Source organism: Alteromonas algae (genome assembly GCF_049117195.1).
In the GTDB taxonomy this organism is placed as follows: domain Bacteria; phylum Pseudomonadota; class Gammaproteobacteria; order Enterobacterales; family Alteromonadaceae; genus Alteromonas.
In genome coordinates, this window is sequence record NZ_CP185260.1 from 3,859,983 (window position 1) to 3,874,716 (window position 14,734).

Below are 14,734 nucleotides of genomic sequence, written 5' to 3' on the forward strand. Positions count from 1 at the left end.
CTTTCAAAGGAGTTGATGATGTTACTTTTCTATATACCTATTATTTTCGGACTAGCACTACTTTCTGCATTGCTGATGTATTACTTCGATAAAAACAAAGTGCGTAAACTATTACCGCTTACCTTCCTTACATTTTTTATAAGTTGCAGTATGCCGTTGATTGGGCTTCTCATCCCTGTTTTTATAGCCACTAGGCCAGATATTGAACCACAGCATTAGTAGCTGATAATTGCTATTGCATCTGAATAAGGTGTGGTTGCAAATACATGGCAGCTTCAACCTGAAGACTGCCTGTATGTAGGTGACTTTATTTAAGACCAGCGATCCGCCGAGAATGCTCGGATGAAGTGGTTGTTGGTGTATTAGCATATTGGTTTAAGCAATTTTGGACAGTAACTCGTAGACAGTTTTCGCAGATAGCAAGCATGCTACTCTATGAAAGTCATCGCTTTTTTCCTCGTTACCATTATCAACAACAGCTTTCGCGCTGAAGTATGAAAGGTCTCTATCGGCTTGTCTTGCGGCTTCATACATACCATACGATTCCATCTCAAAAGATGTCATCTTTCTATGTTGTTCTCTTATAGTCAAAAGGGCTTCATCTGATGCTACTACTGAGCTTCCGCTCGAAGTTGCTGCTAATTTTACTTCGAAAGTTAATGTGTCAGTATGACTCGGAAACTCTGTTCGTTTGAGAGAAATTCCGTCCTTAATTTTTCTCACGAAATTACTATCCTGGATTGCATGTTCAATGTTCATTCTGGTGGTATGGGGAATTTGAACAGAGTAGTGTTCAGGGGTAAACCCAGCTTCTGACCACTTCCCGGAATCATGCTGATGACAAATATCAGATACGATAACGTCATAAATATTTGCTTTTCCTTCTATGCCAGCGCAAATACCGCTCATGCAAATGACATTAGGCGCAAACACATCTATAGCTTTCGCACTAGTTATTGCCGCATTTACTAAACCCATTCGTGGTGGTATTACGATCACCCCTCTTTTTCCCGAAATATCAATACTTCGACATTTCAAGCCACTTGAAATAAACGTGTTACTTACGGAGTAACCTAGGTCAACAAACGCTGAGGCCTCTTTTTCTAGTGCGCAGAAAATTACAAAGTCATATGTTTTTCGTGGAATACTTTTTCGCGCTTTGAGTAGAAAAGCTTCAGACCATTCTGTTGAGTCTGCTGAGTAATTAACTATAGTAATATCAAGACGATTGAACCTCTCAAAATTTTCAGAAGCAACGTCACTATAAAGAGTAATTGCAATTACTGGAGTTGAAAAATTTAAGGACTGTGTGTCCCTTATTTCGCAAATAATTTCTTCTGTTGCATTTATCACATCTGTAGTGTCCACCTGTAGGGGTACCATCAAATCTGTAACTACTAAGTCGAACTGGTTCCTGTTGACCTCGGATACAAATTGAGAAATACATGTGCTGCGTGTTATTTGACAATCAGGGATGTCGTTAGACAGCGTATTTTTTATATGCTCGAATTTTTTATTGTTATCTTCTAGAATCAAAACTTTCATTGTATATATCTATTACCTTTGTGAGGTCATACTTCCATTTTGAGCTTCCCTCGACATAGTAGATGCAATCTAAAACATCACAGTTAAGCTGTTTCTTAAACATTTTGGCGGCTTTATTTAACGCATAATGCTCGCCTGATATTTCAATGCTTGGATATTGTGTTATCACTATGCATTTGTCTGTCCTTCCTAGCTCTGATAGCTCTAAAAGAACATCAACTCCTCCTGTAAGGAAAGATATAGGTGCACCTTCACCGGGCGCAGGAGTGTGACTGGGAATCGCCATATCGACAAAAATCAAATCAAAGTGTGAGTTGTCAATCTCATCTATAGCTTCTGCCAGACTCCGTGCATTAGCTATTGTCACAGTTGTAAAAGTTTCTCTTGTGAATTTTGCAAGATTGTCAGCTTTATAGTCATCGTCTTCTATTATGAGTACTTTCATATTAATTAACCCAGTTCGTAGGCGAATTCAGTAATTACGTACCTATTTTCGCAATCGACTTTCTCTAAACTAAACTTGCTGTCTGCGAGTTGAAGGTGGTATAGCTTTTTAATACCACTTCTATTTTCTATTACTTGCGCATATTGTAAATTTTCGCCTTGTTTGACTTCTAAACGACTTAGCACGTATCTTTCGTCATCCTCGTCTTTTATCTCTGAAAGAACTCTAAAGCGGAGGTGACGTTTGTTGTATTCTGAGGATATGTAAAATTCCCTCAATAAATTCCCATTTGGTTTACCGTGCTTTGCTGCATTGAAAATAATTACGTAAAGTGCGTCATAAAAAATATGATAAACGCCACCATACAATTCAATATCGTCTTCTTCTTTGAAATCAGTATCTGGTTTAAAATCAAAAAATGTCTGTTGTACCTCCGATACCACTGCTTTATACAACAAACTTAGTGAAGCTTTTGGGGACGCACTCTGTGGTTTCTTAAACCATGCGCATATTGTAGTTAGTTTTTCGGCGATTAAAGTTCTTAACTCTCGCTCAAGTTCCCTTGTTATTTCCGTTCCTTCAGGAGTGAGATTCAAGTTTTTATTTGAACTTAGGGGTTGTTCTGCCAAAAAGCTTGGTTTTCGCCCTTTGATGTAAGAATTAAAACTTGTAAGATCAACCTCTGCAATTCTCCAGCAAGCTTCAGCAATGATCGTCTCGACACCATAGATATTGCCACAGGTATTATAATGATCGACCAGTGTGGTCGCACAACTTTCTGCGATGGTGGCTTTTGCTGGGTTTCTTAGATTTGGCATCAAGAGTCCCATTTTTTTCTGCTGAGACTGGATGTGAAGTTTATGGTCTATTATCTCAATAACTTTTCGTTCGTAATTTTCTTTCCATTCATTCCATTTAAGCAAAATTGTGCTTTGGTTTAATAGCTGTGAATAGTTATTTTCAATATTATTGACTACGCTTGAATATAAGTGGCCTCTAAATGTTCCGTGTCTGATTCGCCTACCAAGGTATGAGGCGATCCCAAAGAAATTGCTGGAGCTAAATTCACGGAAGCACTCTTCTATCAAGTCTAGTAGCTGGGGGTTGTCAACATATTCTAAATCGTCGCTGTGTTGCAACATCAGCAACAGTGCGCTCATCCTTGAAGAAACGTTGTCATTAAACCATTCAGTAAATCTAGTTATATCTACATATATTCTGTTGTCGTCGATCTCATCTCTGATTTTATTAATTTGGCTGTCAATAAGAAGGTTTCTTGCACGGTCTAGATAGACACTTTCACCAGAATACTCGCCCCTCCATATATGTAGTGCGGCTCTTGTATCGGTAATGTCACCAGCTTTCTTTATTACTCTAGTCATGCGTGCAATGAAGTCTTCATTACATGTTTCGTAAAGGTAGAATGCTATTTCTTGTGAGCGGTCTGCAACATCATCAAAAAATTTAACGAAATCATTATTGAAATCGTCCCTTAAAATTCTTTCCATGAGACTCTTGAGCGCTATATGGTCACTTTCACTTTTACTTTTTTTTGCGATTAGTAAACGAATAGTTAGTTTGGCTAACTTACATTGTAATAGCGGGAGTATTTGCTTAATCGAAGGTACATGAATTGTCCTGTCTAATGCACTTGTTCTGCTCATTAGTGGAAAAATTTCACAATCTTTTACTTTAAGGTCACTGCGTTTAGTGAATGTTAGGAAGTTGAATAGCGCTGCGCGTGTAATTGCACCTAAGCAAATTGCCTGACGTAAATTTTCTCCTATATCAGTCAACAATCTCTCGCTAGAAAGTATGCAACTAACGGTTTCACAATTAACGGTCCTGCTGATGCGATTGGTTAATTTTTCTGATAAGTTGAAGTAACTCGCTTCAGGAGAATCATAAAAATGATCTATAAGATATCTGTATCTAATTACTTCATTGGATTCTAACCACGCAGAAGACTGTTTAAAGAACAGGAATTCAGAATCTTCATTCAGCTCGTAAATTTGTATGACATCTTCAAGTGAGGGTGATATTGCTTCAAGCGAGTCTACTATTTTTTGGATGTCACTGTATTTCTCTAGTTCCAACTGTTCTATGTTTACTTTTAGCACTATTAATGCGTCGATTAATGACGACTGCAAGCCGCTTTGGAGTAACTCTTCTAAATCTCCCTGCTCTTTTGCATGCGCGTGAAACGGAATACGTGCAATATCTCTTGTGAATTTGTTGCTGGTTCCTTTGTCTGGCAGGGCCATTATAGAGCGTTTTATGCCTAAATAATCCTGCTCGTCTTGAAAGCAGTGTATTAAAGACGATGTGATTAGTTTGGATTTTTCTGCAGCTTCGTCGAGAAAGTCATGTATATATGGACTGATTTTTTGGTCTTTTAAATGCTCTTTTACGAAAACTGCTTTTCTCAAAATACAGTGGCTATAGCCGTATGTTTCGATAATTTTTTCAATTTTTATTGCAGCTACAGTGAACTCTTTTCTAATTATGCATTTATTCACATTGCCTAATTCATGTACAAAAGCGTTAATCTTCGCACCATGTTCCTTTAATACTGCATTTATCAAAGTTAATTGTTTAGTTAATGGTAAAGCAGTGAGGCGGCAGTAATTTTCGAAAGTTTGTGGCGTTTTGGGGAATTTTTCAGGCAGGATAGATTCAGAGTCATGAAGCGCTGATATGGCTTTCTCTGCGATGAGTAATTTACCTACTGACAAATCTCTTCGTAAATTATTAAGAATCTTTATTGCTCTGTCATCTTGAAGTGTTGCTATTGCTCGCACTTTGTTTCTAGTTTCAACATCTAGTCTTTTAAGGTAAGAAAACAGAGCCTTGTCATAAGAATGTCCTAATGTTTTTATTGCGTTTATACCCACCAATATAAATTCCTTTTTATTGTGATAATTTATTCTAAATTTTCATTAAAGTGAGTATTACATAGTTGTTTGTTTTAGGTAAAATAAGATTTAGAGCACAACTTATAGTCTTATAATTGAAAGCTATTAGTTAGTTACAGCTGAACGCGATTGCTAAATATACCTTCGCCAAAAAGCCAATCAACATAAACAATGCCATATAGCCTGCGCGCTGGTACTGCCAAGGCAAGTAGGCTATTACGTGCTTTAAAAAAGGTGCGCCGTACAACGTTAACGCACCATAGCCAAAGGCGCAAAGCACTACAAATAAACCAACGCGAAAACTATCGGGGTCAGAACAAAGTTAAATTATTCGTGGTGATACCTGCGGAGAACAAGTTCTCCGAAGCGTATTATTTATCACCACGTTTACAATTCAAACAGAAAAGTTGTTGGGTCCGCTTTGGGCGTGGAGCCGAAGTAACAATCAGACAATGTGTAACGCCTATTTCGGGCAAAAAGCAGAAGTAGCTAGTCAATAATCTGACCGTCCGCTCTATGTCTGAAGCAGACTGAATTGACCAGACTTTACTAGACAGATTTTCGTTTGAATTCTTCTAGCTTTTCATAAGTTAGCGGGCGCAGTGTTTTGATGCGTAATTCCAGACCAAACCTGAAATCTAATAGTGATTATTTGCATTATTACACGAGTATATTGCCGCAATAGTGTAAATATCCATTGTTACGGTAACGTAAAAAGTCTTTATGAGTTGTAGTGTGCAGAGTTAGTTTCGATTTATGGTGGCTTACATTTGATCTGACACTTTCATTTGTAGCATTAGACATCATCTGACTTGCGGCTTCAGACGATAAGCAGTCAGATTAGTGTTGTCGCACTGGACTTCTTGCAAGTATCAGAAGCGTTCAATCGCTATAGGCTTTATTACCGCCACTAGTGAATACTGGAGCCGAACCTCGATGCAGCAATATTGAATATCAGCGCCTCGCCCTAAATAGCTGCACGCTTTCTCCTCAAATAATTCTTACAAACGGACTGTTGACGTTGTCTTATTGGAAAGACCCCCAATACAAATGTTAACTATTTCTTATTTCATTGGCTGTGTTTGTGAAACTCACATATTTTATCTTTTCCTGTCTATTGATCTTGAGTTTTTCAACAGGTCAGTACCTAAAAGAGAGGGCATATTTAGAGGCTAGAATTTCAGATGCTCAACCTGAAATAGCAGTAACAGAAGTGCTTCTTAAAGACTACTTGGCAAGCTGTAACAAAGAGGGCTATAGACGTTTCACTACATTTCATGAGCATAATATTGATAATGCTTTACGAAGGATTGCTAATTCAGGGGGTTTTCCTTATTTTTTGGGACAAGAGATGCTCAATAAAATGGAAGAAGTTTATCAATACCATAAAGAAAACCATGAGTCTTCAAAGGCAAATTTTCTCACGAAGTGTGATGAAATTTGGCAGTCAACACAAGACAATAATCATCGCGAAAGGCCATCATGATGTATGCGATTTTGAATATCACATTAGATGTATGACTGGTTCTCGCTCATCGTTGCCGCTGAGCTGACTACTACTGTTCGGCTCCTAAACGTACGTTTCAGCCCCACAGCAATAGGGGCATCTTGAGACAAACAGTAGATCTTCAGAGTTTAGGGTTTTAACTTCCCAGTTGTGCCATAAGGGTGTTGCATGCGCTCAGGGTTTAAATGCGAACTGTGTGCAGGAAGCTGATATTCGGTTTTGAATACTTGAATAAAGCGCTTCGCTAATAGTTACATTTTTATTCTTGAATAAAGAGCTAATTTCCCACAGGTTTGGTTTTCTTTGGCAATCCAGCAGATGTGGACAGAACTAACCTCGGGGTCACTTAGCACTGACAGAGCTCGGTCAAAGTTGTCCCTATTAATATCAATCCCATCAATGCTTTTAAGAATGCTGTCCATCGAGATATTCAATGCATCTGCGCCTGTCCCAACGGCTATATCTTTGACTATTGCTCCTTCGTTATGCGGTAGTAATCGTAAACCGGAGCGATCTAACAAAATCGGGACGCTCGTTTTATGGTTGGCTTGGATCCAGACTTTTTCTTCAGAGAAATCAAACGTCATATTAAATCGTTGCATAATTTGATTGCCCAATACACCATGACTGCCGCTTTGAGAATTGCTCCCTGTTACACGAAAGTATGTGGGCAAGGAGCTAAAGTGTTGTTTACCAATAACCAATGACCTCAGTAAGCCTACTTTGTTCATTGTATCGCCACTAATTCCAGTCGTTCTTGCAGTGTAAGCGTTATTTGGTATAGCAAAAGCTTGCTTGTTCGCAAACAAGCTCAACGTGCCTGTAGAGCCAGTATCAAGCATCACTTTCACAGTTTTATCTGTTTCACCGTTTCGTATTTGGGTTGATAGATAGGGGGTATTGTCTTCTACTTCAATATCTAACACTTGCCATGATTGCGATGCATACCCTTGACGGTTTGTTTGCGTAGGCAATGATATTTGAAGCGTCTTCTTATCGTAGTTTATTTCGATTAAGCAGCAATTAAAAAAATCTGCGCCTAATACGCCGTCAAAATATGTTTCTGCGATACTGTCAAATGGCATAGCTGATGTGGGTGCGTAAATAACAGATAGCTTTGAAATTGAAAAATCACCAACACCTATCTGGGTATTATCAACTATGTAAGCAATAGGATCGTCACCACTCCCAGAACCAGATATCGCAATTGGCTTGTTTTGAGGAAAATTAAGTAACTGGGTAGCTGCTGTTTCAGTGACCACAGTCGCCGCAGCGCCAGAATCTAGAACAAAGCGAAAACCATTGACCCCATTCACAGTCGTAGAGACAATAATATGATTATTCAGTATGGTGAATGGCACTACTGTATCGCTTTGCCCTTTGCCCCAAGAAACATTCGCTTTAGCATTTTGCCACTGAAAGTTAGCCAAATCCCATATTCGACAACCAGACATCGCGCTTAATATTGTTAATAGTAAGGTGAGTTTCAGAATAGCCCTCACACTTTCTTTAAGCGATTTGTTTTTTATAAATCTTGGAATTAGCATTTTTTTACGTATTGACATTGGTTATCCTCATTCATTCCCTATTACTTTAACAACAATTAATTATTGTTTTGCAATAATTAATTTCTTATTTGTAATAATTTATTTCCGTAAGAAAGGAATTTCTTTGTAAGGTCTGAGATTTTGGCTTACACTGATCGAAAAAGTTACCGGCATAAACATGAGTTCATTAGATAAGTTGAAACGAACGGGAAAAATAGCCCGCATCATGGTGTTCGCAATATTTGGCGCGGTAATTTTTATCGCGATATTTGGCTTTGTAACGGAAGGTCGGTCGTGGGTATCATTTGGTGATGATCAATTTAATCAGCTTTGGCAAATTCACCACGATAAAACTAGCATATTGCTTCTGCTAGTAGCGCCTGCTGCCCTAACACTCCTATTGGGAGCATATTTTTTGCAACGCCTATTGCAACAATTCAGTCTTGGCACTTTTTATTCTGATTCAAGTGTGAGCTGCCTGAAGTGGTTAGCATGGCTGACGTTTTTTGGTGTGCTTTACAATATGTTACTAAGTCCCTTTGGCTTGTATTTACTGGGAAGTGATGAAGATATAGAAATCAACATTAGACCTCTAACCTTGATAGTTGTATTTTGCCTGCCCGCAATTGTCCAATTTTTCAGTGCTGCAAGAGAGATAGCTCTAGAAAACAACGAGATAATATAAATGCCAATATTAGTAAATTTAGATGTAATGATGGCTAAGCGAAAAATACGCTCTAAGGAATTGGCGCAGAAAATTGGTATTACCGAAGCAAATTTATCACTACTTAAAAGTGGTAAAGTAAAAGGTGTACGTTTTGGGACTTTAGAAGCCATCTGCCATCATTTGGCGTGTCAACCCGGCGATATTTTGGTTTTCGAATCGGATATGGAATAAACCTTTTTTTGCTGATCATTAATAAGTGCCCCTGTTCTAGGTCGAGGGGACCGAATAAGAATATGGATACTGAATTCTAGGTACCGAAGGAACAATAAATGAGACTGTCGAACGGCCGCTTTGTCGCTGAAGTTCGCATTCGCGACCAAAATTTCAACTCAGAACTCTTTCTCAAAACAGCGTCAGGCTTATCGTAGCATCAAGGTCCGCTTTACGTACACAGCTGCCATGCAAATCAATCAAACTCAACGACGGATAATGGCACTGAGTAAAAGCTCAGACATCATTGGGCTAAGGCGACAAATCACACTGCTAGAATTCGTATATGGTTAGTAATAAAACCTCAGAGCTTGTTGAAAGCTTGCTTACTCTTAATAAATACCTTGATAAGAACCTATATAAATAAGTAGTGATAAAAATAGTTGGTTTTAGTTGAATTTAATATTGCTGGAATTTTTTCGTATTAAACTGGAACCCACAGATTATGCACAACCTACGAAAAAGGCGGCTCGAAAGCCGCCTTTTTCAAGAATGAAGCATAGCTTCACAAACTCATCGCAGACTAGAACTGGTATTGCACGCTAACACGTGCATTTAGCGGCTCGCCTGTTGAGATGTTATTATCGTTGTGCGCCGAAGGAAAGTATTCTTCGTCAAACAGGTTTTCTACATTTAATTGAATGCGCAAGTCGTCGCTATAAGTGTAATAAACCGCAGCGTCTACACGAGTAAAATCAGGTAGTTCAGTCGTGTTGCTTAGCGTTGCATACTGTTCAGACTGATGAATCACGCCCAACGCCACTTCCCATGCATCGTTAATCGTATATTGATTCCATACTGTTAGCATGTGCTCAGGTAACTGTGCCAAATCACGATTGGCTACGGCACCGTCCACTACGCGCCCCATTTCTTCGCCGTCTAAATTGCTGTAGCCGGCATTGATTGACCATGCTTCAGTGAGCATGCCTACAACCTGAACTTCAAAACCCGTTGTTTCTGTGCCCGTAAGAATTGAGGCTTCTGGGTTATTTGGGTCTTGTGCCGTACCGTTTTCACGTTCAACTTCAAATGCAGCCGCGGTCACACTTAAGCTGTCATTCACGTTCCACTTAACGCCGACTTCTTTGTTTTCAAACTCTTCAGCATCAAGCGCTTGACTAGATAGTGATAGGCTTAAGAACTGGTCGCCAGAACGCGGCAAAAACGACTTACTGTAGCTGGCATAAAACGACACCGACTCAGATGGCTTATAAATTAAGCCCGCTCGTGGTGACACTTGAGAGTCAGAGCTTGAAAGAAAACCATTATTGTTATCTTCAATACCGTCTGCAATTTCAATCGCATCTACCACGTCAATATCAAAGTTATCGTAGCGAAGGCCAGCTACCACAATCCAGTTGTCATTTAATTTGATTTCATCTTGAACAAAAGCCGATGCAAAGGTAACGTCTGATGCACGATCGCGAACCGGGTCTGTCAAAGTAAACGCAGGGATTACCAACGGATCGGAAAACGCGAATGTCATTTGGTCATCTTGCGTGTCAGCAAAAAAGGTATCTTGGCGCGCATTGTCAGTATCTTGATTACCGTACTCAAAACCCGTCAGTAACGTATGTTCGATATTGCCAGTAGTAAACTGCCCCACCAGATTAAGCTGCATCAATGCATTTTGACGGGCGGTGGTATCTTTATAACCATCTAACGTAACCGTTGTCGCCGTCGCATCAAAACCAACAGGGTAAAGGTTTTGGTAGGCTTTATCGTAGTCCGCAAATTGAACCGTTCCGTTAATATTCCAATCTTGTGCAAGAGAATGGTCTACTTTTAAACGCGCGATGTGTGCTTCAAGAGTTGTATTGTTGAAGTCTGGATCACCAAAGTACGTATCCTCAAAACCTGTTAGCGGCTTGTTATTGAGTGAAGGTACACCACGGTCAACAATGCGGTCGTCGTTAACATATTCATAGGATGCGATAACGGTTGTATCGTCGCTAACCATCCATGTATAAGTTGGGTTAACGGCGAAGCGTTCGCCATCTCTGAAATCGCGATGGTTATCAATGGTGTCGAATACGCCATTTAAACGAAATGCATTGTCTTCATCAATCACGGTATTTGTGTCAATGCTAATAGAACCCGCTGAGAACGTGTCTATCGCTGCCGACAAACGCGTAAAGTCATTTGAGGTTTCTGCTACCTTCGTTACGCGGTTAACAACACCGCCGCCGCCACCGCGACCGAATAACAATGCATTAGCACCACGAAGTATTTCTACGCGTTCAAGGTTATAGAGCGGGCGGAAGTACTGAACGTCATCACGAAGCCCATCAACGAAAAAGTCAGCCGTCGTATTTTGTCCACGAATAGTAATTTGGTCACGGTGATCTTCACCTTGCCCAATGCTTACACCTGGCGTGTATTGCATAACGTCTGCAACACTAAATAAAGCTTGTTCAGCAATTTGTTCGGCGCTGACGACAGAAACAGACTGAGGCACATTGACCAATAACGTGGGCGTCTTTACAGCATTAGCAACTTGTTGCCCAAAAAAAGCACCACGAACGGTGATGCGTTCTACAGATGATTCGGCTTCTTCATTGCCTACTTGTGCCATTGCATTGGCGCTACATACTGCCAACGCCGCTGCGATAGACAACATAACTTTATTCAATTTCAACGCTCGTCCCTCAAAGTAAATGACATTGATAATGAGAAATATTCTCGTTTGTAAGCGCATCATATAGATCTTGAATAAAATTTAAAGGGATTTTTAAAATATTAAATAAGTTTTATGAGGACGGGGGGGACTCGCGCAGGCTTCTGCCTACGCGAGGTAAAGCTATTTTTTAGAGGGCGCAGCGCATTGGGTTACACAGTTTCGACCCGACGCCTTTGACTCATAGAGCGCCTTATCGGCTTGGCTCAGTAAGTCTCCAAAATCAGCGTTGAATGTGCCTAATAGAGGCGTACGTCCAATACTGATAGTGAGAGAAATAACGTCGTCTTTGTAATTTATCGGCGTATTTTCTACATCTTTACGCAATGTTTCAAGGATGAGTGCTACCTCTTCTTCACTCTTATCAACAGCAACAAAAGCAAATTCTTCACCGCCAAGGCGTGCCATCATATCGCGATTATCGCCATGTTTTTTTAATGTGGTAGCAACACTTAAAAGTGCTTCATCGCCCGCATCATGGCCATATGTGTCGTTCACTTTTTTGAAAAAATCGATATCAATAATAGCCACGACACAGTGCTTTTCCTCTAAGGCGAGTAATTCACACCTGTCTAAAAATGCGCGTCGATTAGCCAGCCCAGTCAATGAGTCGGTCATGGCTAACTTTCGAAGTTTCTCTTCCGCTTCTGCACGAGCCTGCTCAAGTGAAACGGCATAAAACAACCCGGATAGGGCATCTAGTAAGGGTTGGAAAAAGTCCGCATCTTCATAAGTATACGCATCAAATTTATTGGCAAGACCAATCATGCCCACCACTTCCGTTTGAAGTTTAATAGGCATCCCTAGGAAGCGCGTAATACGGGGGTGCCCTTTTGGCGTGCCTTTCGACGACGGGTGAGTACCCGTGCTGTTGCTTATTACCACGTCGCCTGATGTAACCACTTTTCCAAATAAATTATCAAAACTTGTAAAATACAGGTTTCGGTTTTTATATTCCCGATACTGAGTCTGGCTTGTGCTGTCCCATACAATGTCTGATATCGCATGAATATAAAGTTTCGGCTCGGTGTCTTTATCAATCATTTGCCCAATAAAAGCGAATTGACTATCAGCCAAATCAAGTAGCTCGGCAAGCACCGCTTGGCATGCTTGGGTGAGGTCATTGGTATTAAGGTACGCCTCTCTGGTTTTATTAATAAATTGAAGCAGCTGGGTTTTCTTTTTTTCTTTTAGCTCTTTTAGCATTTTGTCTGTGATGTCACGATGAATACCGGCGATGCGTATGGCTTCATTTTTGTAATCACTTTCAACTGTCTTTCCATAGCTTTCCACCCACACCCATGTTCCATTTTCATGGCGCATCCTGAACGTGGCATTGTATGACGTTGTCTTCCCTAGCAAGTGATCATTAAGCTTCTTTTCGACAGATGCCATATCAGCAGGGTGAATTCGCTGACGAAAGAACCGAGCGCTCGTATCGTAGTCTTCGTAATCAACGCCAACAATTTCACACCATCTTTTGTTTACCTGGTTCACATCCGCTTTAATATTCCAATCCCATGTACCAAGTTCAGATGCCTCTAGAAGCAGTCGCATTCGCTGATTAGTATCGTTTAACTTATCTTCAATATATTTCTGGTCACTGGTATCAAAGAAAAAGGCCTGAACGGTGGATAACGTGCCGTCTTCACCAAAATTTGCGGTTGATATCATACTTACCCATATTGTTCGTGTAGGGGCATTAATTCGAAGCCTACACGTGTGGGTTTGCACGCGCTCTATGTGGGCCTGCATCGCAAAGGTAAAGTCTTCCTCGCTGGCACTATCGAGTACATCGATAATCTGCACATGACCACTTAGTAAGTCGTGTGCTTCTACGCCTAATATTCGCGACACGTTATTTGATACATGCATAAGCTGTAACGATGAGCCGAACTGCCAACTCATCAGCACTAACGGTGAGTGTTCAATCAATCCGTGTTCACTTTTCAGTAGCTCATGCTCTTTCTTTAATGCTAGGTGCTTGCCAATTAAATCGGCGATGTTATTAAGCAGAATGAGTTTCTTTTTTTCGATGTTTCTAGGTTTGCTATCAAGAAGGCAGACTACTCCTTTTTTAGCGCCTTCAACATCGACGGGGGCGCCGGCATAAAAGCGAATATGCGGATCGCCTGTAACCATTGGGTTATCAGCAAAGCGTTGATCGGTGTGAGTGTCGCTCACTACAAGATTACTGCCCGAGTCGACCACGTGTGAGCAAAACGCAATATTCCTGTCAATTACGTCAAGGGACGTGCCATATGAAGCGTGCACTATTTCACTATGCACACCAACAATACCAAAAAACGCAGACGGCACATTGAATGCCTTTGCCAGAACAGACATTAAATTGTCTAACTCAAGCCCAGTCTCTTCCATACCCAAAGAAAGTGCTTTATTTTTTACGCGCGCTTCGAAACTCAACCGTTAACTTCTCTATTCTGTTACCACGACACTACAACTAAAAATAGTCAGCCTTTAGTAAATTAGCAAAGCCAGTACATCGAGTTTATTAATATTTCTTTATATAAATTGGTGGCCCATTATCCATAGGCATTAACGGTAAATCATTTATAATATCGCACCAGTTTAAATTAGCCTTCTTGCTCTTTATGATTGATATTGTGAATTACTCCGACGCCTTGGCGCCATATTTCGATAGCATTAATCGGGAATGGATAGATGCAATGTTTTACATTGAGCCCGTTGATAACGATGTTATTAGTCAGCCCAAAACACATATTATTAATAAAGGCGGACATATCTGGTTTGCAAAACACCCGAATTATGGTGTTGCAGGTACCTGCGCACTGATGCGAAAAGAAGACGGGGTATTTGAACTGACCAAAATGGGCGTTGTCTCACAAGCGCGTGGTGAAAAGATAGGCGAGTGCCTGCTTAAGCACGTGCTAGAGCAGGCACCAAGCATTGCGCATAAAACCCTGTTTTTACTGACGAACAAAGCCTGCGAATCGGCTATTCATTTATATGAAAAAAACGGGTTCGTTCATTGTAGCGATACCATGGAAAAATACGGAAAGTCGTACGAACGCTGTGACGTTGCGATGCGTTATAACCCCAATATGATGTAGTCACTTACAAATATCATACCGGCAACGGTTTACACGCGTTGTGCTATTAAAACAGCGCTGTATACCCCT

The 14,734-nt window shown here is 40.4% G+C and carries 12 protein-coding genes and 1 pseudogene; 6 read left to right on the top strand and 7 right to left on the bottom strand.

Annotated elements, in window-relative coordinates:
* Nucleotides 1-15: 15 nt before the first annotated feature.
* Together ACOJRU_RS17140 and ACOJRU_RS17145 are read left to right on the top strand one after the other, a co-directional pair.
* Nucleotides 16-219, top strand: a complete 204-nt coding sequence (locus ACOJRU_RS17140; RefSeq protein WP_421132932.1) for a hypothetical protein — start codon at nucleotides 16-18, stop codon at nucleotides 217-219.
* 33 nt (nucleotides 220-252) lie between these two features.
* Nucleotides 253-315, top strand: a pseudogene (locus tag ACOJRU_RS17145) (HAD family hydrolase); the annotation flags it as partial.
* Between the two features lie 60 nt (nucleotides 316-375).
* Here ACOJRU_RS17145 and ACOJRU_RS17150 read toward each other — a convergent pair.
* The 4 genes from ACOJRU_RS17150 to ACOJRU_RS17165 form a co-directional block, all read right to left on the bottom strand.
* Nucleotides 376-1,545, bottom strand: coding sequence for a nucleoside phosphorylase (locus ACOJRU_RS17150; protein ID WP_421132933.1), 1,170 nt, complete (start codon nucleotides 1,543-1,545; stop codon nucleotides 376-378).
* Nucleotides 1,520-1,990 carry a response regulator gene (locus ACOJRU_RS17155; protein ID WP_421132934.1) on the bottom strand — a complete coding sequence of 157 codons (471 nt, stop codon included), beginning with the start codon at nucleotides 1,988-1,990 and terminating at the stop codon, nucleotides 1,520-1,522. Before ACOJRU_RS17155 ends, ACOJRU_RS17150 begins: the two co-directional genes overlap by 26 nt.
* A gap of 5 nt (nucleotides 1,991-1,995) precedes the next feature.
* A complete protein-coding gene (locus ACOJRU_RS17160) occupies nucleotides 1,996-4,884 on the bottom strand; it encodes a hypothetical protein (protein ID WP_421132935.1) in 2,889 nt (962 codons plus the stop codon).
* A 130-nt stretch (nucleotides 4,885-5,014) separates the two neighbouring features.
* Nucleotides 5,015-5,185, bottom strand: coding sequence for a DUF3392 family protein (locus tag ACOJRU_RS17165; RefSeq protein WP_421132936.1), 171 nt, complete (start codon nucleotides 5,183-5,185; stop codon nucleotides 5,015-5,017).
* 804 nt (nucleotides 5,186-5,989) lie between these two features.
* Here ACOJRU_RS17165 and ACOJRU_RS17170 point away from each other — a divergent pair.
* The gene (locus ACOJRU_RS17170; RefSeq protein WP_421132937.1) at nucleotides 5,990-6,391 is read left to right on the top strand and encodes a hypothetical protein; all 402 of its coding nucleotides are present in this window, start codon (nucleotides 5,990-5,992) and stop codon (nucleotides 6,389-6,391) included.
* A gap of 272 nt (nucleotides 6,392-6,663) precedes the next feature.
* Here the strand turns inward: ACOJRU_RS17170 and ACOJRU_RS17175 are convergent, their stop codons facing one another.
* Nucleotides 6,664-7,977 carry an aspartyl protease family protein gene (locus ACOJRU_RS17175; protein ID WP_421132938.1) on the bottom strand — a complete coding sequence of 438 codons (1,314 nt, stop codon included), beginning with the start codon at nucleotides 7,975-7,977 and terminating at the stop codon, nucleotides 6,664-6,666.
* Between the two features lie 160 nt (nucleotides 7,978-8,137).
* Here ACOJRU_RS17175 and ACOJRU_RS17180 point away from each other — a divergent pair, with 160 nt between their 5' ends.
* Together ACOJRU_RS17180 and ACOJRU_RS17185 are read left to right on the top strand one after the other, a co-directional pair.
* A complete protein-coding gene (locus ACOJRU_RS17180; RefSeq protein WP_421132939.1) occupies nucleotides 8,138-8,644 on the top strand; it encodes a hypothetical protein in 507 nt (168 codons plus the stop codon).
* Nucleotides 8,645-8,857 carry a helix-turn-helix domain-containing protein gene (locus tag ACOJRU_RS17185; RefSeq protein WP_421132940.1) on the top strand — a complete coding sequence of 71 codons (213 nt, stop codon included), beginning with the start codon at nucleotides 8,645-8,647 and terminating at the stop codon, nucleotides 8,855-8,857.
* A gap of 562 nt (nucleotides 8,858-9,419) precedes the next feature.
* On the opposite strand, the gene ACOJRU_RS17190 is transcribed toward ACOJRU_RS17185, so the two are convergent.
* Nucleotides 9,420-11,534, bottom strand: a complete 2,115-nt coding sequence (locus ACOJRU_RS17190) for a TonB-dependent receptor (protein WP_421132941.1) — start codon at nucleotides 11,532-11,534, stop codon at nucleotides 9,420-9,422.
* A 162-nt stretch (nucleotides 11,535-11,696) separates the two neighbouring features.
* Nucleotides 11,697-13,997, bottom strand: coding sequence for a diguanylate cyclase (locus ACOJRU_RS17195; protein ID WP_421132942.1), 2,301 nt, complete (start codon nucleotides 13,995-13,997; stop codon nucleotides 11,697-11,699).
* A gap of 200 nt (nucleotides 13,998-14,197) precedes the next feature.
* Between ACOJRU_RS17195 and ACOJRU_RS17200 the strand changes: the two genes are divergently transcribed.
* Entirely contained in the window at nucleotides 14,198-14,665 is a 468-nt protein-coding gene (locus ACOJRU_RS17200) for a GNAT family N-acetyltransferase (protein ID WP_421132943.1), read from the top strand.
* Nucleotides 14,666-14,734: the final 69 nt, after the last annotated feature.